This is a genomic window from Streptomyces sp. NPDC088747 (assembly GCF_044751025.1).
Lineage (GTDB): Bacteria > Actinomycetota > Actinomycetes > Streptomycetales > Streptomycetaceae > Streptomyces.
The window spans coordinates 1-25,491 of sequence record NZ_JBIVKZ010000013.1 but is presented as its reverse complement, the minus strand read 5'-3'; the positions used below and the strand labels follow the sequence as shown (position 1 = coordinate 25,491).

Here is a 25,491-nt window from a genome sequence, read left to right as displayed (position 1 = left end):
GTGATGCTTCATCTACAGGGGGGCCGTAGAGGTCGATCCCGCGCAGGTGCTGCACAGGTTGCGTTTCTTCAGCTTGATCGGCCCGTGCCGTCCGCATCCGGAGCAGCGGCCTGGCGGGGCGGCGCGGGCGAAGCAGGCGGCACACACCGGGCCGTCGGAGGTCCTGGAGCGGGCTGGCCGGGTCCGGCCGCAGGAGATACAGGCGGCGGCGCTGTGGCGCCGCCAGCACGAGCCGCACACCGGCTGACCGCCGGGCCGCGCGGTCACCGGGCGCAGCCGGCCGCAGTCCGTACAGGGCTCGGCGCTGGCAGCGCGGTGACAGCGGGCACACACCGGCCCGGCCCCGGTACGCGCACACGGCGCGCATAATTCGCCGCACCGGCAGCAGACTTCCTTCGGCCGCGACGCGTCATAGCACGTCTTGCACAACCGGCGACTCTTGCTCCTCAAACTGAGGGAGCGCTCGCGGCCGCAGCCATCGCACCGCCCGCGCATCGTAGCCATCGCAGCGGGCCCATCAGCTCTCGGCGTCGAAGAAATCGCCGGAGAGCACCGGCCCGTCCGGCATGACCGGACCCGCTCCGTGTGGGGGTGGACGCTCACCGTCCTCGGGCTCGACCTCGGTCACCAGGTCCTCGAACCGGCAGTCGAGGATCTTGCACAGTGCCACCACGAGTTCCAGGGGAATCTTCGGGGGCTGCTCCGCGGACACCAGGCGGTAGACGGTGCTGCGGTCGAAGTCGAAGCCGTAGCGGCGCAGTTCGGGAACCAGTTTGGTGGTGTTGAACCAGCTGCGGCGCACCGCCATCAACTCGCGCAGCCGCCACACGCACCGGGGCTGCGGCGCCTCCGGTCCGGACGGCCTGCGGTCCTCTGCCTGGCCTCCGGGCACGGCCTTCATCGTGGTCCCCTGTGGCCGCCGGTCACCGGGGCGCCCTCGCCGTTCGCGGTGTCGAAGGTGTCGAACTCGTCGTCCATGTCGGCCTCGGCCTCCGCCCGGGCGAAGGCGCTGCGCAGGGCTTCCTCCTCCGCGGCGTCAAGGAACTCACGCACCTTGGAGTTCTTGTAGTCACTGGAGAGGGCGGTATAGATCGCCGTGGTCGCGGCATGGGAGTGACCGACCTGCTCGGTGACGAACGAGGCGTCGTAACCGGCCTCGATAAGCCGGGTGACGTACGTGTGGCGAAGGCAGTGCGGGCACAGGTAGTCCGGCAGCCCCGTCAAGACACGCCAATGAGCGAAGCGGTCATTCACCGAGCGGACGGAGATCTCCCCGCCGCGCTCGGTGGGAAACATCACCCCGTCATCGAGCCCGTCACGGTAGAACAGCGGCCGGATGCGCTCGACGTAGTACCGCACGGTCGCTACCGCCCAGGGCCACACGGAGATCACCATCCGCCGGCGCGGCGGCTGCCCCGGCAGGGCTTTGCCCCACCGCACCGCCAGCCCCGCAAAGTCCCCGAACTCCGCCAGCCTGGCCTGCCGCCGGCCAGTCATGGATCTCCAGCCGTGCGGCCTCGCGGCGCCGCAGCCCCCAGCCGTACATCGTGGTGAACATCGCGAGGTCACGAGCCGCCGTCAGCGCACCCTTGTGTCCAGCGGCACACAGCCTGGTGATCTCCGGATCCATCTGCCCGAAGAACGCCCGCACCTCCGGGCGAGTCAGCGGCCGGTTGCGGCTGGGCCGCCCGACATACCCCTGGGAATGCCGCACGCTGTTGAGCTCGGCCAGCACCATGGCGGGAAACGCGCCGAACATCTCCCGGCACACCAACGCCCACCCGTAAGCCGGATTGACCAGGTAGGACAGGAATGCACTCAGTTGCAGCTGTTTCTGTCCGAGCGTCGAGTGCGCCACCGCGGCGGCCACGGCCGCCGACCACCGGTCGAACACCGAGGCATTCCACTCCCACGGGAACGCATCGGCAAACGCCTGCAGCTGACGCACCGTCCGCACCCGGCCGGCAATCGTGTCCGGCTGCAGCGCACGGGCCTGCTGGCACTCGACGAACCCCTCGATCATCTTCTCGAGCACCGTCTCGCACGGCCGCAGCAGCCTCACCTCGGGCACCACGGACAACGAGGCCACGCCCGGCACACGCGAGCCGACCCGCCCGCCAGACCCATCCGTCGTCCGTGACATCGACACCTCCAAAGACACTCGACGATGCTGCCTGTGCATCAAAGATGTACGAACAACACCGAAGAGCGCAAGGCGCAAGGTACGACCGGCAGTTCAGGGAGACCGCAGTTTCTGGCACCGGGAAGATCACCGCGACGTAGATGAAGTCACTGCAGAAGCGGGGAAGCTGCGGAATTGCTGCACCCGGACCACAACGCTGCGAAACCTGGGTCACGCCTCATCGGCGCGGCGCGGAGACACGCTCGCCCCGGTGCCTCCATTTCCGTGAGGCAGGAACTTCCCTACCTCATACCCGCTGACGGTTTGCGCTCGGATGTCAGGGGCCGGAGTGGATGAAGGGCGCCCACTTGCTGGGCACATCCAGGTTCTTCCGGCGTAAGGCGATGACCGCCTCGTCGAGGACCTCGCCCGCGCGGTCGGGATGTAGCTTCCCGTCGTGAACGAGTCTGCCGTACACGTCCTTCGTAATCTCTGCGGCAGACTCGTCGTAGGCGGTCCACAGCGTGGCTATGACATGGCGCCAGCCAGAGGCCTGGAGTGCGGCAGCGACGGTGATGGCCTCGTCGGCGGACGCGATCCCTCCCACTGCGGTCTTGCACGCGCCGAGGAAGGCGAACTCCCCAGCGTGGGCGGCGCTGGGGAGCCACGCGCGGCTCACATCGGAGACAGTGACGAGCCCCTCGTTCTGCCAGTCGTAGGGCACGAGCCCGCCGGAGGCGGGCTCAGCCAAATTCTGGGTGCCGTGGCAGGCGGCGTGCAGCCATCGGGCGCTGGCCAGATTGGTCAGGATGGCGACGCGGCCCGCGGCTGGCCCTGCGAGAACGGTCCGTTGACCGTCGAGTTCCAGTGTCTCGATGTATTGCCGCTCGATGCGAGCCTGCGGCAGGGGAGACCAGTCGGGTGTTTCGGCCATTTCCACCATGAGCAGGTCGTCCACGGTTGGTGTGGGCGCTAGGGCCCCTTCGGCGAGGATCCGCAGGGTGGGTGTGTATGAGGAGCGCACGCGATCCAGAACGGACCGGCCTGGCTCATGGTGGTGGCCTGCGGCGTGCAGGGGAAGCAGTCCGAGCATTCCGGTCGGTGACCACCACACTCGGGGTCGATCAGGGGCGGGCGCGAGCGCGGTGAGGATCGGCTCGGTGATGTGGTCCCATAGCCAGCGCAGGGTTCCAATGATCGCGAGTTCGGCCTTGAATTTGTCGTCGTGTAGGAGAACTGCCAGGTACCTGAGGCACAAGGCATGGACCTCGTCTTGGCTGAGATCGGTCAGCTCTACGACGCGTACACCGCCAGTGGTGACGATCAGGGCGTCGCAGCGCCACCGACTCATGTTGATGATGACGACTGTGCGGTCGCCCAGCGCCCCGTGTAGCCGCTTGAAGCTCTCTCGTTGCAGAAAGGAGCCCGGGTCCGGGAAGTTGTCGGTTGGCGGTAGAGCGCGGACCTCGGTTATGAGCTCATCGAAGCGTCGGGCAGCGTGCATGCGTGCGTCCGCGTCGCTGCTGTCGAGGGCGGACCGTAGCCGCACCAGGTCGGCGGCCATACTTGGTGCGGCTTTGGTCAATGCGCTCAGGTCGGTACGGGTGTCGAGGACGTGTTGCCAAAACATGCTGCGGCTGCGTTCGAGCAGGTCGACCGCCTGTTCCGGACGGCCAGCGCTGATCGCGCACGAAGCAGCCTCCCGCCCGACGGTAGTGAGGCCGACGGGGGTGGCCCGCTGGTGGTCCTCGAGCTGGGTCCCACGCCTGACCTGTCCGGTCAGGTCCTCGACGGCCTCGGTGTAGAGGTCGGCCGCGGCCGCGAGGCCATGCAACTCGGCGGTTGCTCTGGCCAGTTGGATGCGGGCGATGCGACGGACCGGTGGCGGCGCATCGGGTGCGGACGCCTCGTGCCAGGCCCTCGCCGCAGCATCGAGGTCGGTATGCCGTCCCCGTGCCCGGTAGCGCCGATGCAGAGCGTTGCCCAGAGTGTGGCGGGCGCCGGGCAGATGCTCGTCGGTGTTGGGTGCGGCGCGGATTCCGTCATCGAGGAGGGTGACCGCTTCGGCCAGGTCATCCGGCCTGTCGCCGTGTTGTTCGTCGACGTGGTCATCTCGGGTCAGCAAGGCGTTGGCGAGCCCTACGCGGTAGTTGAGTGCCGTTCGACTGGCGGCGTCGGCCATGGCCACGGCCGTCCGCCATGTGTTGATCGCCTCGTCGAGGTCCGCGTTCTGCGGGGCGCTGCCGGTCTCGTAGCGCGTATGCAGGGCGTCGCCGAGACTGGCGAGGTCTTCGGCGTGCTCGGGGTTTCCGACGCTGGCGGCGGCCGTCCGCCGGTAGAGGTCGATCGCCTCGTCGAGCATGCTCCGGTCGGTCGTGGCGATGCCGGCTGCCAGCAGGGCTTGGGCCAGAGCGCACTCGTAGATGTGCAGTTCGCCGAAGTCGTCGGGAACGCCCTGGCGGGCCTGTCGTAGTGCGTCGATGGCTTGACGCAGGTCGTTGCTGTCGTTGAGTACGTCATACCGATGGTGTAGCGCGATACCCAGTCGCATGTGCATGTCGGGAGTCGGTGAGGCGGAGGCGGCGCGGCGGGCGGCGTCCACGGCCTCGTGCAGGGCCGCTCGGTCGTCGTAACGTCGCGCCTTGTCGAGCAGTACCAGACTCAACGCCGTCCATGCGCCGCCGGTTGGCGTGGCGGTGCCGGCCGTTGCCTGACGGGCGGCTGCCTCCGCGTTGCGCAGCGCGGTCGCCGCGGTCTGCTCATCGGCGTTGCCGGCGAGGGTGCGCAGGACGTCGGCCAGGGTGATCCGAGCAGCGGACCGCAGCTCGGGATCCTCGTTGGGGGCGTCGGCGGCCGCTCGGGCCAGCGCGACGGCCTCATCGAGGTCGGCGCGGTCGCCGGAGCTGTCGAAGCGGCCGACGAGGGTGACGGCGAGACGTCGGCTCAGCCGCCGTTGTTCGGCACTGCCGGCCGGCGCGGCCGTCATAGCCGCACGATTGTCGCGGATGGCGGTGTCGAGGTCGGTGGGGTCGCCGAAGCGGACGCTACGTCGGCGCATCAGGTCTGCCCGGCGGGTCAGCCGGGACGGTCGGGCCGGATGGTCAGGCGGGGTGTGTGACAGCACGACATCGATCAGGCCAAGCGCCTCGTCGATCGAGGTGACCTCGCCGGTGATGTCGAAACGCAACATGAGTGCGATCGTCTGCGCCTCGAGGAAGGAGAGCCTGGTCATCGCGCTGGTCGTCGGAGCGGCGGCCGCCTCACGCAGTGCGGCGAGCGCCTCGTCGATGTCCTCGGGGCGGCGGTAGCTGCGGATGCTGCTGAGCAGGATGACGCCGAGGTCGCCCCGGGCCGAGATCTGGGCAGGGTGGTCATCCGGCATGAACTCGATGGCGCGGCGGACCGCACGGAGCGCTTCGTCGAGGCTGCCGCGGTCCCGGAAGCTTTCGTGGTGCTGGTGCAGGATGGTGCCGAGCCGGCGCAGACAGGTGGCAGCAGACATGGGGGTGGCGGCACTGCCGGTCGCGAAGCGGGCAGCCGCGACCGCCTCATTGAGGTCGGCCAGGATGCCGGTCTGCTCGTGGCGGAGCACGAGCGCCAAGGCATGGCACATCGCCACGGTGGCGCGTTCTGCGTGACCGGGCGGAGTGACGGCGACGGCCTGCCGGGCGACCGCCTCGGCCTCGTGGCGGTCGCCGGACGTCGTGGTGTTTATCGCGCGTGCCTGAAGAGCCTCGCTGAGTCCGGACAGAAACGGGCCCCGGTGCGGGTGGCCGGGCGCGGTGAGCGCGACAGCTTCCCGGGCTGCGGCCACGGCGCGATCGCCGTCGGCGGCATCGCTGCTCAGCAGGTCGCTCGCGTAGCGGTGGAGATGCAGCGGCCGCAGCGGGTGCCGGGGCGGGGTTGAAGCCAGCGACTGCCGGTGGGCGTCCAACGCCGCCGTGAGGTCATCGTGCGCGCCGGTCCGCAAGTATCGCTGGCCGAGGGCCGCCGCATGGATTGACAAAAATTCCAACCGTCGTAAATGTGGCGTGGCCTGCGTACCGCTGAGCGCAACGGCGCGACCGCTGTGGTCGATGGCAGCGCCGAGGTCAGCGGATTGGCCGAGATGCCGGTAGCGCAAAAGCAGGGTCGCGGCCAGCTCACCCAAACGCGCGGCGAGAGCCGGATCGTGCGGGTTCCGTTCCGCGGTGACGTGCACGCACTGGTTTCCGATCTGCGCCGCGGCATCGAGGTCGGCGACCGATCCGGTGCGCTCGGACCGCATGCGCAGCGCCCGGCCGAGATCGTTCGCGAAGGTATCTCGGTCGAACGGTGCCAGCGGGCGTTCAACACCGGCCTGCAGCAGTGTGATCGCCTGCTCGAGAGCGGCTCGGTCGTCGACGAGAGTGGCGTGTAGCAGCAACGCCCACGGATCCGCTACCCGACCCGGCGGGGCAGCCAGCGGCGGGTTGCCGGGCGGCATCGCCTCCGAGCGGGCCTGCTGCGGCGCGGGAGGCTGTAACAGACGATCCAGCCCGGCGACGTAATCGGGGCGGTCGGGGTCGTCAGGTGTGCTCGCGTCGATCGCGGCACGGTAGGCGGCGATGGCCTCGCGGGTATCGGCGTCGGCCCGCGTGCGCTGGGCGGCGTTGGTGACCTCGGGCCCGGCGGTGAGGCGGGCCGCGCGGCCCGCCAGGCCTTGTCCGAGGTTGGCGAGTACGCCGGGCGGGGCCGGCCGGCCCTCGACTTCGAGCGCGGCGAGCGCGCGGCGGCTCAGGTCGATCGACTCGGCGAGGTCGCCGAACGCGCCGGTGGTGTCCGCCCTGACCAGCAGCGTCCAGGCCAAGTTCTGCAGGTGCGTGGCATCTCCAGAACTGTTGACCGCGGCATGGCCGGCTGCGATGGCCGCCTCGAGACGCTCAAGGCGGTGGGTGCGTAAATAGCGGTAGACTAGCACGATTCCCAGATTCGATTGCGCATCGGCGGATCGGGGGTGTCCGGGTGCCAGCAACGCCGTGGTGGAGGTGTTCAGATCCTCCGCCCGCTCCAGGTCGGCAAGAGACCCCGCGGTGAGATACCGGTGCAGATGGAGGGCGCCGAGGTTCATCGACACCCGTGGCCGTTCCGGGTCGTCGTCGGTCATCGCGAGGAGTCGGGCGTTGAGCGCCACCACCGCCTTTTCGGCCTCTCCGGCGTCCCCGCGAGAATTGGCCAGGACTCGTCCGGCAAGATCGTCGGCGTCCTCGGCAGGCGGTTCGGCAGTCCCGGCAAGGGCTCGCCGCAGCGACTCCGGCACCAGATGGGGGTGGTCAGTGAGCAGCATCCCGTACAGCCGCATCGCTCGATTGAGGTCGACGGCGCGCTGATCCTCCGGCAGCGCCCCGGAGCGGACAAGATGCGTCCTGGCCAGCAGTTCCACGATCTCGACGTCGATCCCGCCGTTGGGTCGAGTCGACTGGTCGAGTAAGGCCGCAGCCTCCTGGCGGGCGGCCGCGGCGAGGATCGGGCCGGCGTCGTTTGCGATGTAGGCCTGCACGCGATGTTCCAGCGACGCGACGAGGTCGGGTACCTCCACCGGCAACCACCCTCCGCTGAAACGAACTTGCTCCACTCTGTGACTGCGCGACTACTCTAAGCCGGATCTTCGATACGATGAACGCCGTCGTGCGAAGTCGATCCGATCGTGCGGGCAGATCAGTCTGGGTAGATGCATCCGGGCAGGAAGGAAGCGGATGAGCGACCCACCGCTCCGTGACTCCGATCTCACCGCATGGCTGTGCGCTGAGCTGCCAAAGCTCGAGCGCTTCGCCGAGGAGTGGAACCTGGGTCAGGACCTGTCGGCGGCCGTCGAGGACGTCCGCTCAGGCATATCCACCGAGCAGGCCCTGCGCGGCCAGCACCTGCCTATCGACGCCCTGTTTTCCGGAGTTCAAGGTCGCGGTGACCCGGTCACGCTCGATGCCCTCGGCGTCGATCCGGTGATCGTCACCGGCGACTACCGGTGCCCAGCCCGGTCCTCCTGCGGCCGGCGCGAGGGCCGTGACGACAACGGATACGAGCCGGTGTGCGAACTGCACCGCACCGTCATGCGGTTCACTCCCGGGCAGTCTCGGTGACCGAGCTTCTCGCCTCCCTCGGCCAGAAGGTCGCCCAACGCTGGCTGGAATCCGTCCTCGCACCCGGCCTCGCCTATGTCGCGGTGGCCGGTTGGGCGCTGCTGGCCGGGCACGACAACCCGTTCGGTCTCACTGACCTGGGTAACCGTCTCAACGAGAGGTGGACCGCACACACCGCTCACCCCGGCACAACCATCGCCGTCGTCGCCGTTCTGCTCGCCGCAGCAAGCATCGCGGGTTCCACACTGGGGGCCACGGCGTCCCACGTGGTACAGCCCCTGTGGACGGCATCGGTTCCGCGCCGACGGATGGGGCGAGACGCCACCGAGCCGGGAACGGCACGGCGGGCCACGGCAATCGGGGAGACATTCCGGAATACCGGGTCTCGCGTCTCCAAACAATACGAGCTCTCCCTCAGTGATGCATGGCCGCGAATCTGGCTCCTCGCCAGCACCGACGTCCGCATTGTCGTATCAGCGGCCGCCCGCCGCTACGAGTCCGATGCGATCGTCAGCGCATGGGGTCTGCTGATGCTGCCCTGGACGATCCGGTGCTGGGCCATCGCCCCCGTAGCCGCCGCCGCAATGACCTACAGCTACATGCGCGCCCGTACGGACTCCGCCGTCCTCGCCACCGTCATCGAGGCGACCGTCGACACCCACACGCTCCGGCTGGCCGAGGCACTCGGCGTCGCCGTACCGAGCGGAACCGTCACCAGAATCGAGGGCCCCGTCATAACCAATATCCTGCAGAAGGGCATGCCCACGCCGCGTTCGCGCCGCACCACGGTGCACCATGCAGACTGACGCGCTCACAGAGAACGTCATGCGGCGCGTCCGGGCCTACCGCGACGACGGGGACCCCGGCCCTGCCCACGAACCCGACGCGCTCACCGAGGCCACAGCCCTCCTGCAGGCCAGCGGAGAACACGGCGAGCAGTCAATGAAAGGGCTGCACGCGGTCGCCGCCCTGCACTGGATCCGATATCTGAGCCTTCCCTACGATCGCCGCGCCGACGACTTGACAACCGCGCAACGACTCTTCCGGACCGTGGCCGACCACGACCCCTCAGTGGTGCCCACGGCGCTGCTCAAAGAGTTCGGCATCCAGGACGACGGCAGTGTCGCCAAGATCGAGTCCGTACTCTCCGCCCTGCGCGAGGCAGCCCTCACCAAGAACCCCGACACCCTGCAGCCGCTGATCACCTTGGCGATCGAGGTCCTGCGGGAGACACCGGCCACCCGCGCCCGGCACCGAGACCTCTGGGCCATGGTGGCGATGGCCTATCGTGTCCAGTTCCGCCAGACCTGGTCGCTGGATCTCCTCGACCCGATGGTCGACGCCGCCCGGCATGCCGCGGCATTTCCCAACCTTCCGAACCACGCCGCCGCCCTTGACACCCTGGCTATCGTGCTGAAAGACCGGTACGACCGGACGAGCGTCGCCGACGACGCCGACTACCTCATCGACACCATCCGCCAACGTCTCGACCTCCTGGCGCCCGATGACGATGGTGACAACCTCACTCGGCGACTGTTTGTCATCGCCGAGGTGTTCACCCGTTGGCTCGATCGGGCGGATCAGCCAGTTACCGTCGTCGACGACGACCTCGAGCTGCTTCGAAAAGCCGCACAGATGAGCCGTGTCGGCGACCCGGATCGGCCGCTCCGGCTGGCAGCGGCCGGGCGAGCACTCCGGATTCGCTTCGAAGACGTCGGCACCGCCACACTCATCGACGAGTCCGTGGACGCATTACGCCAGTCGGTGATCGAGGCGCCCATCGAGCATCCCCGCCGGCCGCGTCACCTCGCCGAGCTGGCCGTCAGCCTGCGACTGCGGCACACCAGCCTCGGCAACCGCGCCGACCTCGACGAGGCGATCAACGCCCTGCGCGCTTGCGTCCAGACGATCCGACCGGACGCAATGCTCATGCAGACCGGAGCCAACCCACCGACCGTGCCGGAGATGCAGTACCGGCTGGCCGACGCGCTCAACGCCCGCGCAGCCGCCATCGCGGACCTCGACGAAGCGATCGCCGCCCTCGGCGCCGCGCTGACCGTCACCGCACCAGGTCCGGCAACGGGCCTGAGACGACCGTCCCGTGACGACATGGAACGCCTGTGGGCGACCCTGCACCAACTTCGTCTGCGGGGCCGATGACCGCCAGCAGGGTACGCCCTCTGCTGCCGATTGCGGGGCGCATTCAAGAGGCCCCTCATTATCACGGAGAGTATTGGGGACCATCGCCTACGCCGGACGCACGAGCCACATTCGTGCGCTGATGGCGTCTTGGAAGAATCCCGGCCGCCGCTTGGGAAAGCCCTGTAACGCGCTCACGAAGGCGAGGACCTCTGGCATGAGAATCGGGACTCCCGGCGGCGCAGACGCAACTTCCTCGGAGTGACGGTGGCATCGTCCCAACCCTCCTTCCATGCATCACTCTCTGTACCCGAAGCGCTCCACCGAGCCCCGTCTGTTGATGCGCTGTATACACCATCGATGGATGCAAGCAGCGCCTTCATGAGGCTATGTTCTGGTGCAGGGGTCGGTTGTGCCGGTCGTGGTACAACTCGTCTTCAGCGGACTCCCGAACGTCCGCCGGTCAGGCTGCACTTCGGCGTTCCTGTGATGTGCTGGGTGCATCAATGCTCGGAGTCCCCGATGTCCAGCCACTGGACGCTCGGGTTCACGCGCCTACACCGGGCACAGATCCCCTGTGGTGGTGGCCATTGTCCCGTCCCGCGCCGGACGCCCTTACCGCGTTCAGCGGTTTCTTCACGAGGGTGTCCTCGGCGAAGCTGCCACAGCCGACGAGGCTGTCGCCTTGGCGGTGGCCCACCTCTCACCCCGCCTCGGCCCGGCCGCCGCCGGAAACGGCGAGTCACCTGCGTGATGCCCGCATCGGGAATCAGCAGTCTGAACTCAGTTACTGACAGTGACCGCTTTCATGGCCGCATGCCTCTTCGCCAGATGGGCGCAGGTGGGGACATCCAACTGGTCACAGGTCGTCAGCGTGGCTGCGCAGTTTGGAAATCCGGTGAGACGAAGGCAGGCACGACTTCCAGGTGATCATGAGGTGTCGAGTCCCTGATCACCGCGACGGAAGACCGTGCCTGCCCGTTCATCATCGCCTGTCCCCGCTGGCCTGGGCCAGCTCGCCACCGTCCGGCCTGCTGAGTCCGGGGAGCACCTGGGTCTGCTGGACTGTCTCGCGGCGGTTCCCGATCCGCGCCGGGCCAAGGGGACGCCGTTATCCCCTCGCCTTCGTCCTCGCGCTCGCCGCGTGCGCGGTGCTGGCCGGGGCGATGTCGCTGTCCGCGATCACCGAGTGGGCCGCCGATGCGCCGCCCGCGGTCCTCACCGCGCTCGGCGGCCGGGTCCGCGAGCCGACTGAGCCTACCGATCCGGCCGAGGCCACCATCCTCCGGGTCCTCCAGCGCGTCGACGGTGACGCCCTTGACACCGCGATCGGCGCCTGGCTGGCCACCCGGGACTCGGACCGCTGGACACCAGACCAGCGCCGCTCGCTGGCCGTGGACGGCAAGACGATACGCGGTGCCTGGCTAGATGTGGACGAGAAATGACGGCGCTCAGGACGTTCGGGGCATGATCGGGGGACGACCGCGGATCTGTGAGGCGAGGGGGCACTGCGATGGTGATCAGAGGGCTGCATCCGGAGAGGACGGCCAGGCTTGAGGCGCTCGTGGATGAGTGCCGACCGCTGCTGACGAGTGCTGGTGGGATGGCTGTCGTGCAGGAGCTGCTGAGTGAGCGTCGGGTCGAGGTGCTCGACGCGGTGGTGATCACGCGCGAGCTACTGGGGGCTGGCTCCACGGCACTCGGGGAGGCGAAGACCATCGTCTTGACGAGTCCTGGCAGGGGCCGCGAACTTCGAGTGCACGAGCAGTTCATGGATGATCTGGAGCAAAGCGGCGGTCTCGACCGGTGATGAGCCGTCTCATCACTGCTGCCTCGGTGTCCCATCCGGGCCGCCCGCTGGGTGGCGGCCCGGATGCGGGACCACGAGGTCAGCCGGACTTTGCGGGCTCTTCAGCTCGGGCTCGTGTGCTGGCGAGGCGGTAGGAGTCGGTGCCGGTCTCGATGATGGTGCCGTTGAAGGTGAGGCGGTCGAAGATGGCCGCGCAGAGGCGGGGGTCGGTGAAGGTCTTGGTCCAACCGCCGAAGGACTCGTTCGAGGCGATGGCGACGCTGTTCTTCTCCTCGCGTTCGGTCAATACCTGGAAGAGGAGTTCGGCGCCGCGGCGGTCGAGTTCCATGTAGCCGAGCTCGTCGATGCAGAGGAGATCGACGCGGCCGTAGCGGGCGATGGTCTTGTTGAGCTGCTTCTCGTCGGCGGCCTCCACCAGCTCGTTGACCAGCTTCGTGGCCAGCGTGTAGCGGACGCGGTAGCCCTTCATCGCGGCCTCGGTGCCCAAGGCGATGAGCATGTGGGACTTGCCGGTGCCGGAGTCGCCGATCAGGCAGAGCGGCTGACTCTTCTTGATCCATTCACAGCTGGCAAGGGTGTGGATGGTGGCCGCGTCGATGTTGGGGTTCGCGTCGAAGTCGAAGGCTCTCAGGGATCTCTCCCGTGGGAAGCCGGCCGCCTTGATACGTCGTTCCGAGCGGCGGCGGGACCGGTCATCGCACTCGGTCATCAGCAGTTCGGCAAGAAAGCCCCGGTAGGTCATCTGGTCCTTCATCGCCCGGTCGGCGATGTCGGAGAACTCGTTGCGGATCGAGGGCAGTCGCAGCATTCTGCAGGCGGTGTCGATGGCGGCGTCGGCCGCCTGCTCGGTCAAGCCTCGCTGGCGGGGCAGGGTCACTGGGCTTCTCCCTCACGGTGGTCGCTGCCGCTGGTGCGGCGGCGGCGGAGCAGTTGGTCATAGGGGGCCACCGAGGGCAGCGGCCTGGTGTCCGCAGGAAGGTGCGCGAGCCGCCATTCGTGCAGGGACGTCACCGTCGCCGGCGGATTCCCGGAACCCAGCTGGCCGACCGTAGGGATGGGTTCGGTCTCGGCCTGGGCGGCCTTGCGGGCCTCCAGAGCGACCGCGTCCGCGGTCATGGCCCCGGCCCGCAGAGCCGCGGCCAAGCCGGCGACGACATGCTCGTGAGGCAGGTGCCGCCCCAGCAGGAGCACCTCGATCAGGGCCCGTGTGCCGTCCCGCTCACCATGGATTTTACGGGCCTGGTCCCACCAGACGTCGTGGACCGGGGTGAACCTGCCCGCCGAACAGGCCTGTTCGAGGGCTGTGGAGCCGGGGAAGGCACCAGGCTTGCGGACCAGAACTTCCAGGTAGTGATCCAGATCCAGACGGACGGCACCCTTCGCGATCAGCCGCTCGTGCCGGGCCACTTCTACATTCTGGTCATAAACCACCAGATGAGAAGCGTGCAGCACGACCCGCACCCGTTTGCCGATCAGCCGGATCGGGACCGAGTAGCGGTTGGTGCGAACCGGGATCTGTTCTCTGAACTTGGCGGCGAAGGGGTCCTGTGAGCTCAGGCCTCGCTGTGCTCAAGGAAGAGGCGGGCCAGTCCGGGGAAACGTGCCTGCATTTCCGAGGCGTCGTCGAAATCGAAGCTCTCGCCCATATCGGCCGGCGCCTGGTCGGTGCGGGGTCCGCAGAACTGGTCGTAGTCGTCGTAGAAGGTGCAGTCGTCTTCGTCGCCGTTGATGCGCTCGTAGGCGTAGGTGGCCGCGTAGTTGACGACTTCGTTGAACAGCGCCTCGTCGCTGCCTTCGGCCGCCGCAGCGATGACGTCTGGATGCTGGGCGAGAACATCGGGTGCGGTGGCGGCCCGCTCGTACCACTGTCGGCCCTGCGCGATCAGTCCGGCGCGGAAGTCCATGAAGGCGTCGTCGGAGCATCCTCCACCGATCAGATAGCCAGCAGCCCATATGTCCCAGCGGTAGATCGCCCCGTGCAACTGATCGAAGCACTGCTGGTATTCGAGGATCGTCTGCTTCGAGGTCGCCGCAAGCCGCTCGACCAGGGCCGATGCGAACGCTTGGCCGGGGTCCCCGGAGGCCGAAGCGGCGTCGGTGCGTGCTGTTTCGATGACGGTCCAGAAGTCGTCGATGTTCATGGCCGCACCCTCTCACCTGCCCCTGACATCCGACTTCGGGGGTTGGTTGTGGGGAGTCGGCATGGGGAGGTCAACGGTGCGCGGAGCCCGCCGGTCGATCTGGGAGAGCTTGTCGTTCGCTCCCGCGAGGGTGGTCTGCAGCCCTTCAACCTCGCCGAGCCAGCCCTCTCGCTCGGCCTCGGCGATGCGGGCGATGATGTTGTCGCGGATGTCGACGATCCGGGCTCGTTGGGCCGGGTCGGGCCAATGCATAGAGCATCGCAGGCAGGCTTCTCTGAACTATCGCTTGGTTCCCGCCAAATGAGCTGTCGAGCTCATCCATACCGGTAGGCGCGAACCTCACGACTTCAGCGCATCTTCCCGATCTTCAATGCTCGCGCCCGCTCTCCCCTGTTCTCTGGGCGGATGCGCTCGGCCAGGCAGTGCCGGTGCGAGATGATGGTGTGGCTTCCTGGACCGTCGCTGCTGCGCGAGTCCAGGACGAGGGCGTCTCCACCTGGGCCCAACGTGATCGGTTCACCACAGAAGTCGCAGCTCCAGACCAGCGAATCCAGGTCGGCAGGTCGGATGGTGAGCCGCACTGATACCGGCGGATGCCAGCGGTGGATTTGCTCGATCACTGCATCGATCTGTGAACCGACGGGTGGAAAGAGCGAGAGTAGTTCGTCGTGGCTGCGCGTGGTCTGAGAGAACTGCTGGATCATGTCGATAGAGGCCGACAGGCCAGCGTTCTCGTGACCAACGATCTCAACGAGAACACCCCATGGGTGATGGCCGAGGACCCTGACCTGCACCTTCTGGCCAGGCATGAGCGCCAGACTCTCCGTCTCGAATCTTTCCATGAACCGCTTCCCCATCCCTTAGCCCAACAGGCCGCGCCTGGTGGCGCTCATGCACGCGTGTCGTCGACGTCGGAGCCGATCACCACGCTTAGGGCCCGCAAGGCGCCATCGTATTGGTGACGGTCGAACTTGAACGGACCGAATGCCACATAGTCGCGGGCCTTGCGGTGCGGTTGCTCAAAGGCGTCCCAGGTCACGAAGTCGGTCGTCGCGGTGATGCGGGCCATGAGGGGCCAGCATCCCCACTCGCCGCATTCACAACCGAGAACGGGTGTCTTCGGCCCCATCGCGTTGGTGGACCGTCCGAGGAAGTGATCCTGCATCGGGCCGAACCGGAAGAACTCCGGAATCAGACCGCCGTAGGCGTCGCCTGCGGGCTGCATCCCGGCGGCGATCTCGAACCCGTCGATCAGCTCGGTAAGTGGTGCTCCGTCGATGCGGGGGACGATCACGAGCGGGCCGCCGTCGCCACGGTGCTGGCAGTCGAACCGGATGTCATTACTGGTCATCCAGTGATTGTGTGAGCGAAGCCGTTCCCCCCGCCTGGGTGGATTGAGCTGCGGCTATGCGCGGCATGCCGAGGTCGATCGCCGTACCGCCGGAAGCTCGTCGGTCCATCTGAGCAAGCTTGTCTTCGGCGCCAGCCAGGCTGACCCTGAGCCCTTCGACCTCCCCGAGCCAGCCCTCGCGCTCGGCCTCGGCGATGCAGCCGGGGATCTACAGTTCGAACTCCAGGTGCTCGATGTCCGTAAAGCGGGCCTCCTCGAGGGAGCCGGCGCGGCGGCCGTTGTACTGGAAGTACACGTCCTTGAGTGCGTCGGCCGCGATCTCCTGGAATTCCTGGTCACTGGCACCGGCCTGGGTGGCTGTCAATCTCGCCGGCACCCAGAGCACGTCACGGCCGACTGCGGCGGTGCAAGGCCCACTCCACCGGCATCTGGCTCGTCCGCCGTTGCGGCTGCCCTCACCACGACTAGAACAACCGCAAACCGTCCGCGCCATCCGGTACGACCGTGTCAGCTCCTCCAGAAGAGACACTCCCTAGTTCCTGGACCGGGGGTCCCGCGAAGCTCGTGAACCGGTGTGGAGGACCGTTGTTCTCGGTAGACCGCGCGCCTTCGCTGACGAGGTTCGCCGTCTCGGGAGGAGGAGAGGCCTGCTCGGCGCCTCGTGGTCTTCCCCCTGCAGGCGGATCACCCACAGAGGGGAAAGCGAAGCCATCACAGCGATCGAGGTCCACACAGCGCTCGCAGCCCGGTCATCTTTTCGGGATCGAGCCGTACATTGATGTCGACCCAGTAGCCGGCCTCCGAGAACCCGAAGGCCGCTTCTGAGTCACCGACTTGCCTCACAGAACACCCTTCGGCAAGCCTGATCCGCAGCCCATCCGAGTAAAGGCGGATTTCCCCAGTCGGCGGCCCCAGGGGGTTCTCTTCGTAGTACACCAGGGGAATGCCCGGTTCGGCCTCTACAGGTGCGCCGCGCGGCACATCGAAGGTTAATGGCCGAGAGATTTCGACAAGAACAACTTCTACTACTTCACCGCTGTCTCGATCAGTTTTGACTCCGACCAAGGAAACCCCAAGGTCGAGGACGACGGATCGCGGCGCCGTTCGCAGGCGTGAGTAGCCTGACCACTGGACGGTCAGGGGAACGTATTCGTCGACTTCTACGAAGTGCTGTCGTTCCTGGTTGACACCCGAGATTCTGAACGCCACCGCCACTCACCCAAGCCTTCGCGCGTGCTTCAACACTGGAGGGGCCCTACAGTCTTCCCGGAAGGATGATCAGCTCCCAGCCCCAGCTCAGTACCCTCCGAAGCGTGCAGGGCATGCAGCGCCGCGACAGCGGATTCCGCTCAACTTGGCCGAGGTCAGGAACACCGCCTTCGGCAGGGTCCATCTTCACGGTGGTCCCGCGACGTCGGGCGTAGAACGGGCGATCGCCTGGCTGGGAGGGTGCCGCCGCCCGTCGAAGGACTACGAGTACCTGCTTGAGTTCGGAGAACGCCATCTACCTCACCTTGGCCATGCTCCTTACGCCACGCCTCGCAAGACCAGCCCGCTGACCAGCTTTTCAGACGCCCTCTAGCGCCGGGCGAGCCCTGCATCATTCCGCAGGAGCGGGACAGATCAGCTGAGTTCTATGCCTCGTTCCCGCAGTATCCTCAGAGCTTCCTCCATGCAGGCTTCTGGAGACGCGGCGTCAACGCGAATCGGAGCAGCGGTCAGGGTGCTACCAGTTACCACGAATGTCCATTTCCGGGCATCAGGCTCGCATCGCTCACCGTCTACCTTCACCATGGCGACGAGCCCGCGGCGCCCCAGGGAAGCGAGCACGCCGAGAAGGCGCATCTCGGTATGGGGGTCAGAATCCATGGAGAGCCCTCGCTATCTCTTCCACACTGGACAGCCCGCCCGTGGCGACGCTGCTGATGACTCTGCGGATCTCACCTGATGACGGTCGCGGAATAATCACGTTTCGATCCAGCAGTTCCTCTACCACCGTTTGCGCGGTTCGCTTGTTGCATAAGCGTGGGGTGCTCCTCGCCGACGGGCGGGCACCCCACACGGTGCTCCTCACCGTTCACCCCTGGGGAGACCTCATGGACCCGCACGGCCCCATAGCCCAGCGCTTCCGGCTCGTTTCTCGCTTCCGGCCCGCCTGCCTGCCCCTCCCCCGACGCGTCCACGGCCTGGTCGAACTGACCAACGAGGCACCCGCGCTGATGAGTTGAGACTCCGAACGCCTCCGTCGGCACGGGTGCCTCGGGCGTTTCGTCCTCGCCATCGTCATCCCACCGGCGATCGCTGTGAGAACGCTCAGTAACCTCCAGCGATCCGCACGGAAAGCAGGCGAGCAGCGTCAGCCTCTTGAGGAGGGGCGCACTCCATTTTTTGCTGAATCTTTCGAAGAGCGTTTTCGTAGGCTTCTGAGCGGTCCCCGCTATCAATGGCTTGCCGGTATCCGGTGAGTTCGTCAAGGATTGAGGGGTTCTTTCCATAATCGTGCTCTGGGAAGAGCGGGTCAAAGGAAGAAAGGATCTCACCGTTCTCCGCATATGAGATCCATGCGGACATTGCCTCACTCAGGCTGGCGGAGAGAGCTACGGTGCCGTGCGACGTCGCTTTAAGGATCTCTTCTTTTGCAAGGTATGGTCCTTCAGATTCGATCACGAAGGACCAGCCGCCTTGGGTGCCAGCACGCAACAGAGGGCCGCTATTGTCGAGCATGCCGTAACTGCGCAGTACCTCCAAGTCCAGATCAGGAATGTCTTCTTCGTCAATTTCTTCCCCGAATGCCCTGATGGCCTCTGCCTCCATTCGAGTCAAATGAATCGACTGGATCTGGGTTCCTGCCAATTTAGCCAGAAGCTCAGCAGGCTCGATTCCGCGCACAAAAAGGACGCAATACCCGGTTCCGTACAGTTTCATGTTCGGGAAGGTTCTGTTACTCACAGTGCTGCCTCAATTTGTTGACTCACCACTGCGCGGTCCGGCCCGCACAACGGTGGGCCGGACCGCGCAGTCTGTGCAGGTATTAGGGTTGACCAGCGTCTACCCAATAGGCGTCGTTTTCCAGGAGGCGCCACTCCGTTGTCTTCCGCCCGAGGTCGCCGCCCACGCCCTCATTCTGCACCTTGGGCATGCTGGCGCGGGCACACTTTGCGCTCGCGGGAGGCATCTTCCCCTGGTTGGCTCCGGGCCAGGTGAGAGACACGTACACCTTGCCGTCGATGGTCTGGGAGACGACGGAGTACTGCTGGCACTGCGTACCAGAGGTGACCCCAAACTGTCTTCCGCTCTCCTTCGACTTAGCGAACGGCCATTCGTCGCACTGAACCGGCGGGGGCGTGCTCGCGTTGGGAGTGAAGGTGCTGTCACATACGACCGCGCGGTTCAAAGTGGCGGCAATCTCGCTCGACTCGCGGTGCAGAGGCTGGCCGTGCCCCTCCCAGCCCGGATGAGTTGACATGCTCGCCTGGACCATGCCAACGAAGGCACGGGCTTGCGGGTACTTCGTGCTCACCTCGAAAGTGGGGGTGAACGCCGGTACGACACAGCCCGCGTAAGCGCTGACCTGGAAGTCACAGCGGACCAGGTACTGTCCATCGCCCGGGTCCCCGTTGCCTCCCCACTTGGTGTTACCCCAAAGCCCGTTGACGTTGACGGTCATCACATAGCTGATGAGGAAGGACTTGTTCCCCGCTGGAGTCGAGGGCCAAAGGCGGGTGAAGGTGCCGTCGATAGACCCACCAGCCACGATTGGCCGAGGAGCGTCCCAAGGACCTGAACTCTGCTGACAGCTGGTATCGAGCGAGCATGTCGCCTTTACCTCGACCGTCATCCCTTCAGTCGCCACGTCAGCGGTATACAGATCGAACTTCATGTACTCGAAGAACTCGGGGATCGCGTTCTGAGTATCGATCTCCTGTTCCACGGCGCCGTAGGCTTTCCCGTAAACGACACCCGTGGTCGTGTCCATTATCACGATGACAACGCCGCGCACTGAGCAAATGGAGTCGCGAGTCACCCAGACCTGATTAGCTGATTGAGTTCCGCACCATACAACGGTCGACGAGGACGACAAACCCCGCGTCTCGGCGAATTCTTCCCGAGTCTGCCATTCGAAGCAAACCACCTGCTTCTGTCCCGACTCTCTGAGAACTTTCAGATTGCGCTTTGTCTCAGTACAGTCGGACTGCGGTGATACTTGGCTCTCCTCGGGGAGGGCGTGGAATTTCGACGGCTTGTCGCCTATCTCCTGGACTAATCCTGTATTCGCCATTCGGTCTTCGGCTGCCGTTGCTACTAGCGATCGAGCCGCAGGTATTGCATCGGCAGTGGCCGTGACGGGCGCGAGCAGTGCAAGGATTGCTGCCGTTACCACTGCCAGCGATCTTCTAGATTTAGTTCGCAAATTTCCCCCCAGATCGTACGGACACTTCGCGTCCGTCTCGACGTCAGACAATCACGTCATGATCACTCCGTCAACGATCAATTCCAGACAGTAACCAAGGGTGACTTTCAACGAATGCCGCTCGACGACGGCGCCGTGAATTCGCACCCCCCGGTCGTATAGCCCCAGCCGCCTGCCCCCGTCTGATCGCGCCGCACTATAAGAGCGTTTTATCCAGGCGAGGTTATTTGGTTCGAGGTTCAGGTGTCGCGCCAGTTGTGGGTGGATTCGCGGGTGAGTCTTCGGCTCACGAGGTCGATCCACGCGACGTGGATTATGGCTTCGGAACGGTGGGGATGTGTTTCGTAGTCACGGGCCAGGCGCAGCTCTCCCAGGAGTCACCCAACGCTGCCGTATCGCTCAGCGCCCTGTTGCGGCACTGGCTTCATCGCGGTGCAAGGGTGGAGGCGGGCTCAGCCGGCCGCCGCCGCTCCCTCGTCTTCCTGGGGACGTGACCTGTGGACCTAGTCGGACTGGGACATGACCGGGGGGCGCTTGACTGGTGGGCTCGCATGTTGAGGTGTCGTGTATTCGCTGGGTATCCACGACTTCGGTCACGGCAAGTAGCTGGTTCAGGATGGTTTTCCGCGAGCCAGGCTGGGACGATGCGGGGATGGCGAGCGATCTGGCGGAGCCGTCAGCTTCGGAGTTGGCTGAGGGCATGCGCACTGCGCTCATGCATGCTCGGTGGGACCCGGACGGTGATCCGGCGGTCGCCGTTCATGTGCTGGGCGCCTTGGTCGAAGGCGTATGTGGTCCGGTCGATTCAGTGGCGGCCGGACAGATCGTTTTCGACTCGGAGGCTATGGGAACGGCGTACCTGTTCTGCGCTTCGATGAACAAGGCCCTTGATCGGAATCACCCGGCGCAGCCGCCCGCTCACCGGGGCTTGTCGATTACGGAGCATCTCGCCCTCGTGCAGCCCCTGCTGCCCGGATTTCATCGGCGGCAGCAGGAGGTACTACAGCTTCTGGACCAGGAGTTTCCGCCAGACGACTGATCTCGCGAGCGTTGGAGCGGCGAACCGAGCTCAGGCGAAACTCACCGTGTGTGGTCGCCGGGAGCGTATCGGCTCCAGGTTCCTCCAGCTTCGGTGACCAGGCGGGTGGCTGTCTTGTCGTGGTAACCGAGGGCCTTCGCGATGACGGGAGCCACGGCTTGGAGGACGAGCTGTCGGATTGCGGAGGTCCTGCCGCGCTGTGGCGGGACGCCGATCTCGCGCAAGTGCACTTGAAGGCTGACCGGGTTCATCGGCTGGCCGGGCTGGCGTCCAGGGAAGAGCCACTGTGAGCTCCTGCTGCTGGCGTAGGGCAGATGCTGGCAGGACTGGACGTATGCCCGCATGAGGTCAGCGACGGGCCCTGGAAGTGGGGAGGGTGGGTCTCCCAGCCGGACGGCGACCGTGGTCCCGTCGTCGATGACGTCGTTGGTAGTGAGGCGAACGATGCGGGTTGGTCCCCGCGCAGGCGGGGGTGTCGGCGTCGTACTCGACCGGGACCGCCTTGACGACGTTCACGCCGGACTCGAAGTGGATGTCCGTGCGGCGCCGTCCCAGGCGGGGCCAGCCGATGCGGACGCGGCCCTGCGGCGTGCCGCTGTGCCAGGTGGCTTCTTCGGTCCACTCGGGGCCGCCTTCGACGGCGACCATGTCCGAGATGACGTCACCGAGCGAGGGGGTGTCCCCCCAGTCGATCCGGTAAGGGTCCTCCGGCATCCCGACGGTGACCTGCGTGGTGGTGTCGTCGACCTGGATACCGAGCTGGCCGTCCGGCGTCTCCTGGCAGTACGCCCACACGTCGCGGATGACCTTGCACGGGTCCGCGTAGGTGTAGGGGCCGCGTGCGTTGAGCTGGCCGTGGAGGTCATAGCGCCGGTAGGGGTAAGAGCCCCAGCCGGATGCCTCTATGTTCAGCTGCTGACCCTCGGGGTCGGCTCGCCAGATCAGGCCGCCGCCCCACAGCAGTCGCCCTTCGCGCTCAGCGTAGATCTTGGTGTTGCCGGGGTCGAGTTGAAATCGGGCGAGGTGAGCCAGACGGGGTTCAACCGCGCCGGTGAGGCTGCCGGTCGCGGACAGCGCGGGCCCGAACTCGACTCCGGTCAGGGGTAGATCCCAGGCCAGGACCTTGTCGGTGAGCGCGTCGGTGGTGAGATAGCGGTACGACGGCGGTGCCATCGGGCGCGTCCTTGTTCTCCCCCACGCCACAGCGAGCCGTGCCTGAATCAGCACCAGAATGACGGTACCTCAGCCTCGGCAGGCAGAGAACGAACGGGGCGAACAACGTTCGGGCTTGCTCATTGTTCCTTCTGCGGCGCCTGCCGCACCCCGCGATACCTATCGAGCCCATAATGAGCGTGACCTCTACTGCGCAGATCACCCCAGCAGAGGCACCCACCGCTTCCACGGGCCCCGCTGAGCTCGGCTCTGGGCTCCACCGTCTTCGACGGCGATAGGCACCGCGTCTACCGCCCAGTCGACCACCGCACCACGACTGTCCGGGCCACGCGGTCGTACTTGCTCTGGTGATAAGTCCCCCGGTCCTTACCCATCTGAGCGAGCAGGATCCCGCCAACCAGGAGGTTCAGCCCGGGGACCGTCATGAACGCCGCCCGGTCGAACTCCCTGAGGAAGGTGTCCTTCCATGACGGAGGGAGGGTCCCGTCGGACCACAGCCGGACCACCCGCAGCCCGAAGACACGCTTCCCGACGGTCGTGCCCCACCAGTGCACAAGGGGAAGGAAGTACAACAGCCCACCGGCCGCCAACCCCACCGGCGCGAGGACCAGCAAGGCGGCACCATCACTCGAGGCAACCGCAGCACCGAACCCCAGGCAGGCAAACACCGACGCGATCAACGTGTCCAGCAGCCGTGCCGCCACCCTGCGCCCGTTGGAGGCCAGCACGAGCACGGGGATACCAGCGACGGCACGCGCCGCGTCGACATCCCCCTCCACGACGTACTCCACCGACGCCCCCTCGGGCCGGGCGCCTTTCACCGGATCCATACCGGCCAGATAGTCCCGGTACCACTCCCTCCCCATTGACCTGGAAACTATGGAGGGAACCCCCTCCACACCCTCATGATTTACCAACGCCTGCCCGCTCACTTGCGTTTCCTTTTTTCGAAATATCTCGAAAATATGCCCCACTTGCTGACCATTTTCGACACTACCGACGTCACAGCCGTCGTCCGCTGACAGTCCTTTCACGATCCTCTATGAGATTAAGGGAGCGTGGTTGACACGAGCTTCCTCATCTGGACAAGGAAAGGCATACCTTCCCGTTCGGCACACATTGCAATATCACCGAACAGGCGATTCTGGTCAGAATTGTCAACACCAGACAAGAGGTCGATATCCCGCACTTGCTGCCCATAGTGGGTCATCACTCTGTCCCACGAAACGTCACCTTCGGAGCCTGAACGTTCGGCCTCACCTTCCGCCCAAACCGAATCAACCTCAAGAGCGCCAACAACGGCATTGAATGCGCTACTTCGCGATTCTTCAAGGAAAGCGCGCAACGCGAGATTCGCGGCAGAAATTGACTCCACAGCCAAAGCTTCCGCGAGGCCAAATTCGGCAATCATGTTGATCGACTCAAGGTCTGACTCTGCACTCCTGATCGCAGCCTCAAGCCTGGGCGCAAGTTCGACGGCAGAAGCCCCCGGCCTGGCGCGCAGAACTCGCCACGCCCCTACCAGGCCATCATGAACCAATCCGTATCCTTTCAGCCCGGCATGGGCCTCGCTGTACGCCTGATAGACGGGGAGAGTCCGGTGGGCTGCAGCCAAAGAGAGCACGAAGACTCTCTCCAGGGCCAGCTCGCCACACGCTGCCTCAATCCGGCCAATCTCTTCCTTTGTGAGCATTTGCACCCCTTCCGATGCCGCCACGATCGAGAGTTACCTTACGCCGGACGGAAGCCAGAGAGCGGTCCTAGGGCTCACAAGTGTCGCACCCTGGTTTGCCAGGAACTGAGAACAAGCAGGACAGAAAGGTCTACTGGTTGCAATCCCGCCAGGATTAAGGCCTAGGTGCTGAGCTGCAGTTACTAGCTTCACTTCAGCGTGCACACCACTACTCATCGATATAGCCAATTCTCCAGCGTCAAGAGAATCAGCTCTTTGAACCAGGGTGAGGTTACTCCTCGCGCCAACAGCGGACAGATCAATGCCTCCACCAACGCCATCGGCGTGCAACACCCCGGTAGTCCTGTACCGCTGGCCGCCTGACGGAATCAGAGAATGCAAGTCGTCGGCCCTATCGGTCAGATGACCTAGGTCGGCAGCTCCGCGGCCGCAGTTGTGAACCAGGACCGGAGTCTGTCCTGCCACCACATAGTACGTATGTGTGACAGAGACCGTCAGATCGTGGGTCAGATGCGGGCGGTGCCAGATCTGGACGGCGGATATCAGGGCCGTCGCACCCGAGGCTTTGTGCAGGGCCATGCCGGCTTCGAGGTGACCGGCGTCGATCCATGCGTGCGCGGAATCGACCCAGAACGGGTGGGTCACCGTCGCCATGATCTTCGACGTCTTTCCGCGGTCGCGGATCGTGACAGTGGCGAAGTCCTTGTCGTCCTTGGTAGTGATCAGCTTGTCGACAGGTCGGGATTGGCTCTTGCCCGTCTCAGGGTCGGTTGCCAGGACCTTGTCACCCTGTTTGACGTCCTTGATCTGCTTCTCGTGGCCGTCGGCCATGAGGACCTTGGTCGTGGGCAGGAAGCTGTGGTTGCAGTTGGCCGCCCCGCTGCGGGGTGCGGCTGTCTCCGCGCGCTGGCCGCTTCTGGCCGCGCCGGCGGCGGCAGTTCCCTCTGCTGTGGTGTCTGCCGCTTTGGCCCCGGATCGGGTGGCCGCCTTGGACGCGGCGGCCGTTTCTGTTCCCTTCGCGACAGCTCCCGCACCTGCTCCGGCTATGCCCGCCGCTCCGGCGACGACGGCGCCGCCCTCGCCGATCGCACCCACCGAGGCACCCACTACAGCCCCGCTGAGACTCCCCATTTCTGCGCCTGCGGCGAAGCCCTCTGCGGCAGCCACCAGTACCGCTCCGCAGCCGCCCGCGGTCGCGGCGATGCAGGCGACGACGCCGACAACGACGGCCGTTGCCACCACGGCCGCGATGACAGGGTGTTGTTGAACTACGTGGTACGCCTTGTGCGTGACCTTGGAGCCGTAGCAGGAGAAGGACCAGCCACAGTCGTGGTGGGAGTTGCCACCTCCACCGTTGCCACCTCCACCACTGTGGTGGGTACCGCTGCCGTTGTCCGAGTCCGTACCGTCCAGGGCCTTGGCCGACGCGGTGCCGTCTCCGCCGCCCGTCTCGTACACCCGCATGAGCCCGTTCGGGTCGCTGCCGGTGAGTGGGTTGTCGGCCGCGTACGTGT

Annotated in this window: 25 protein-coding genes and 2 pseudogenes; 8 read left to right on the top strand and 19 right to left on the bottom strand. The window is 65.9% G+C overall.

Annotated elements, in window-relative coordinates:
* Window positions 1–517: 517 nt before the first annotated feature.
* The 4 genes from ACIP79_RS27500 to ACIP79_RS27485 all read right to left on the bottom strand — a co-directional run bounded on the left by ACIP79_RS27500 (window position 518) and on the right by ACIP79_RS27485 (window position 7,715).
* Entirely contained in the window at window positions 518–892 is a 375-nt protein-coding gene (locus ACIP79_RS27500; RefSeq protein ID WP_401227404.1) for a helix-turn-helix domain-containing protein, read from the bottom strand.
* A gap of 5 nt (window positions 893–897) precedes the next feature.
* Window positions 898–1,359, bottom strand: coding sequence for a tyrosine recombinase XerC (gene xerC / locus ACIP79_RS27495; RefSeq protein ID WP_401227403.1), 462 nt, complete (start codon window positions 1,357–1,359; stop codon window positions 898–900).
* Window positions 1,316–2,161, bottom strand: a complete 846-nt coding sequence (locus ACIP79_RS27490) for a hypothetical protein (protein ID WP_401227402.1) — start codon at window positions 2,159–2,161, stop codon at window positions 1,316–1,318. Before ACIP79_RS27490 ends, xerC begins: the two co-directional genes overlap by 44 nt.
* 298 nt (window positions 2,162–2,459) lie before the next feature.
* On the bottom strand, window positions 2,460–7,715 hold the full coding sequence (locus ACIP79_RS27485) for a CHAT domain-containing protein (RefSeq protein WP_401227401.1): 5,256 nt from the start codon (window positions 7,713–7,715) through the stop codon (window positions 2,460–2,462).
* A 121-nt stretch (window positions 7,716–7,836) separates the two neighbouring features.
* Here ACIP79_RS27485 and ACIP79_RS27480 point away from each other — a divergent pair, with 121 nt between their 5' ends.
* The 6 genes from ACIP79_RS27480 (at window position 7,837) to ACIP79_RS27455 (ending at window position 12,169) form a co-directional block, all read left to right on the top strand.
* Entirely contained in the window at window positions 7,837–8,220 is a 384-nt protein-coding gene (locus ACIP79_RS27480; protein WP_401227400.1) for a hypothetical protein, read from the top strand.
* Window positions 8,217–9,026 carry a hypothetical protein gene (locus tag ACIP79_RS27475; RefSeq protein WP_401227398.1) on the top strand — a complete coding sequence of 270 codons (810 nt, stop codon included), beginning with the start codon at window positions 8,217–8,219 and terminating at the stop codon, window positions 9,024–9,026. The genes ACIP79_RS27480 and ACIP79_RS27475 overlap by 4 nt, the downstream gene beginning before the upstream one ends.
* Window positions 9,016–10,380, top strand: coding sequence for a hypothetical protein (locus tag ACIP79_RS27470; protein WP_401227397.1), 1,365 nt, complete (start codon window positions 9,016–9,018; stop codon window positions 10,378–10,380). The genes ACIP79_RS27475 and ACIP79_RS27470 overlap by 11 nt, the downstream gene beginning before the upstream one ends.
* 481 nt (window positions 10,381–10,861) lie before the next feature.
* On the top strand, window positions 10,862–11,113 hold the full coding sequence (locus tag ACIP79_RS27465; RefSeq protein ID WP_401227689.1) for a DUF6193 family natural product biosynthesis protein: 252 nt from the start codon (window positions 10,862–10,864) through the stop codon (window positions 11,111–11,113).
* 178 nt (window positions 11,114–11,291) lie between these two features.
* Window positions 11,292–11,804 (top strand): transposase family protein, encoded by a 513-nt coding sequence (locus ACIP79_RS27460; RefSeq protein WP_401227396.1) that lies wholly within the window; start codon window positions 11,292–11,294, stop codon window positions 11,802–11,804.
* A 68-nt stretch (window positions 11,805–11,872) separates the two neighbouring features.
* Window positions 11,873–12,169 carry a hypothetical protein gene (locus ACIP79_RS27455; protein ID WP_401227395.1) on the top strand — a complete coding sequence of 99 codons (297 nt, stop codon included), beginning with the start codon at window positions 11,873–11,875 and terminating at the stop codon, window positions 12,167–12,169.
* Window positions 12,170–12,248: 79 nt separating this feature from the next.
* Here ACIP79_RS27455 and istB read toward each other — a convergent pair whose 3' ends face one another.
* The 8 genes and pseudogenes from istB to ACIP79_RS27415 form a co-directional block, all read right to left on the bottom strand.
* Complete coding sequence (gene istB, locus ACIP79_RS27450; protein ID WP_401227393.1) at window positions 12,249–13,046, bottom strand: IS21-like element helper ATPase IstB; 798 nt, start codon at window positions 13,044–13,046, stop codon at window positions 12,249–12,251.
* Window positions 13,043–13,684 carry a Mu transposase domain-containing protein gene (locus ACIP79_RS27445; protein WP_401227688.1) on the bottom strand — a complete coding sequence of 214 codons (642 nt, stop codon included), beginning with the start codon at window positions 13,682–13,684 and terminating at the stop codon, window positions 13,043–13,045. The genes istB and ACIP79_RS27445 overlap by 4 nt, the downstream gene beginning before the upstream one ends.
* 38 nt (window positions 13,685–13,722) lie before the next feature.
* Complete coding sequence (locus ACIP79_RS27440; protein WP_401227391.1) at window positions 13,723–14,310, bottom strand: DUF4240 domain-containing protein; 588 nt, start codon at window positions 14,308–14,310, stop codon at window positions 13,723–13,725.
* 12 nt (window positions 14,311–14,322) lie between these two features.
* The gene (locus ACIP79_RS27435) at window positions 14,323–14,562 is read right to left on the bottom strand and encodes a hypothetical protein (protein WP_401227389.1); all 240 of its coding nucleotides are present in this window, start codon (window positions 14,560–14,562) and stop codon (window positions 14,323–14,325) included.
* Between the two features lie 95 nt (window positions 14,563–14,657).
* Window positions 14,658–15,152 (bottom strand): hypothetical protein, encoded by a 495-nt coding sequence (locus ACIP79_RS27430; protein WP_401227388.1) that lies wholly within the window; start codon window positions 15,150–15,152, stop codon window positions 14,658–14,660.
* A 47-nt stretch (window positions 15,153–15,199) separates the two neighbouring features.
* A complete protein-coding gene (locus ACIP79_RS27425; RefSeq protein WP_401227386.1) occupies window positions 15,200–15,661 on the bottom strand; it encodes a hypothetical protein in 462 nt (153 codons plus the stop codon).
* Between the two features lie 208 nt (window positions 15,662–15,869).
* Window positions 15,870–16,019: pseudogene (locus ACIP79_RS27420) on the bottom strand (XRE family transcriptional regulator); the annotation flags it as partial.
* A 353-nt stretch (window positions 16,020–16,372) separates the two neighbouring features.
* The gene (locus tag ACIP79_RS27415; RefSeq protein ID WP_401227384.1) at window positions 16,373–16,876 is read right to left on the bottom strand and encodes a hypothetical protein; all 504 of its coding nucleotides are present in this window, start codon (window positions 16,874–16,876) and stop codon (window positions 16,373–16,375) included.
* An 800-nt stretch (window positions 16,877–17,676) separates the two neighbouring features.
* On the opposite strand from ACIP79_RS27415, the gene ACIP79_RS27410 reads away from it, so the two are divergent.
* On the top strand, window positions 17,677–17,889 hold the full coding sequence (locus ACIP79_RS27410; RefSeq protein ID WP_401227382.1) for a hypothetical protein: 213 nt from the start codon (window positions 17,677–17,679) through the stop codon (window positions 17,887–17,889).
* Between the two features lie 85 nt (window positions 17,890–17,974).
* On the opposite strand, the gene ACIP79_RS27405 is transcribed toward ACIP79_RS27410, so the two are convergent.
* The 3 genes and pseudogenes from ACIP79_RS27405 to ACIP79_RS27395 all read right to left on the bottom strand — a co-directional run.
* Window positions 17,975–18,586 (bottom strand): DUF6461 domain-containing protein, encoded by a 612-nt coding sequence (locus ACIP79_RS27405; protein ID WP_401227380.1) that lies wholly within the window; start codon window positions 18,584–18,586, stop codon window positions 17,975–17,977.
* Between the two features lie 106 nt (window positions 18,587–18,692).
* Complete coding sequence (locus ACIP79_RS27400; RefSeq protein ID WP_401227378.1) at window positions 18,693–20,123, bottom strand: hypothetical protein; 1,431 nt, start codon at window positions 20,121–20,123, stop codon at window positions 18,693–18,695.
* Between the two features lie 188 nt (window positions 20,124–20,311).
* Window positions 20,312–20,449 (bottom strand): annotated as a pseudogene (locus ACIP79_RS27395) (IS5/IS1182 family transposase); the annotation flags it as partial.
* A 275-nt stretch (window positions 20,450–20,724) separates the two neighbouring features.
* On the opposite strand from ACIP79_RS27395, the gene ACIP79_RS27390 reads away from it, so the two are divergent.
* On the top strand, window positions 20,725–21,111 hold the full coding sequence (locus ACIP79_RS27390; RefSeq protein ID WP_401227376.1) for a hypothetical protein: 387 nt from the start codon (window positions 20,725–20,727) through the stop codon (window positions 21,109–21,111).
* Between the two features lie 348 nt (window positions 21,112–21,459).
* On the opposite strand, the gene ACIP79_RS27385 is transcribed toward ACIP79_RS27390, so the two are convergent.
* From ACIP79_RS27385 to ACIP79_RS27370, 4 genes are all read right to left on the bottom strand, one after another.
* Window positions 21,460–22,284 (bottom strand): hypothetical protein, encoded by an 825-nt coding sequence (locus ACIP79_RS27385; protein ID WP_401227374.1) that lies wholly within the window; start codon window positions 22,282–22,284, stop codon window positions 21,460–21,462.
* Between the two features lie 287 nt (window positions 22,285–22,571).
* Window positions 22,572–23,216 carry an RDD family protein gene (locus tag ACIP79_RS27380; RefSeq protein WP_401227372.1) on the bottom strand — a complete coding sequence of 215 codons (645 nt, stop codon included), beginning with the start codon at window positions 23,214–23,216 and terminating at the stop codon, window positions 22,572–22,574.
* Window positions 23,217–23,332: 116 nt separating this feature from the next.
* The gene (locus ACIP79_RS27375; RefSeq protein ID WP_401227370.1) at window positions 23,333–24,001 is read right to left on the bottom strand and encodes a hypothetical protein; all 669 of its coding nucleotides are present in this window, start codon (window positions 23,999–24,001) and stop codon (window positions 23,333–23,335) included.
* A 9-nt stretch (window positions 24,002–24,010) separates the two neighbouring features.
* A partial coding sequence (locus ACIP79_RS27370; RefSeq protein WP_401227368.1) for a polymorphic toxin-type HINT domain-containing protein occupies window positions 24,011–25,491 on the bottom strand: 1,481 nt, incomplete at its 5' end.

Bases quoted from the DNA above. Each gene is read 5' to 3' on its own strand.
- ACIP79_RS27480 (WP_401227400.1), top strand. From the start codon at position 7,837: ATGAGCGACCCACCGCTCCGTGACTCCGATCTCACCGCATGGCTGTGC.
- ACIP79_RS27470 (WP_401227397.1), top strand. From the start codon at position 9,016: ATGCAGACTGACGCGCTCACAGAGAACGTCATGCGGCGCGTCCGGGCC.
- ACIP79_RS27460 (WP_401227396.1), top strand. From the start codon at position 11,292: ATGAGGTGTCGAGTCCCTGATCACCGCGACGGAAGACCGTGCCTGCCC.
- ACIP79_RS27455 (WP_401227395.1), top strand. From the start codon at position 11,873: ATGGTGATCAGAGGGCTGCATCCGGAGAGGACGGCCAGGCTTGAGGCG.
- ACIP79_RS27440 (WP_401227391.1), bottom strand. From the start codon at position 14,310: ATGAACATCGACGACTTCTGGACCGTCATCGAAACAGCACGCACCGAC.
- ACIP79_RS27435 (WP_401227389.1), bottom strand. From the start codon at position 14,562: ATGCATTGGCCCGACCCGGCCCAACGAGCCCGGATCGTCGACATCCGC.
- ACIP79_RS27430 (WP_401227388.1), bottom strand. From the start codon at position 15,152: ATGGAAAGATTCGAGACGGAGAGTCTGGCGCTCATGCCTGGCCAGAAG.
- ACIP79_RS27425 (WP_401227386.1), bottom strand. From the start codon at position 15,661: ATGACCAGTAATGACATCCGGTTCGACTGCCAGCACCGTGGCGACGGC.
- ACIP79_RS27405 (WP_401227380.1), bottom strand. From the start codon at position 18,586: ATGAAACTGTACGGAACCGGGTATTGCGTCCTTTTTGTGCGCGGAATC.
- ACIP79_RS27390 (WP_401227376.1), top strand. From the start codon at position 20,725: ATGGCGAGCGATCTGGCGGAGCCGTCAGCTTCGGAGTTGGCTGAGGGC.
- ACIP79_RS27385 (WP_401227374.1), bottom strand. From the start codon at position 22,284: ATGGCACCGCCGTCGTACCGCTATCTCACCACCGACGCGCTCACCGAC.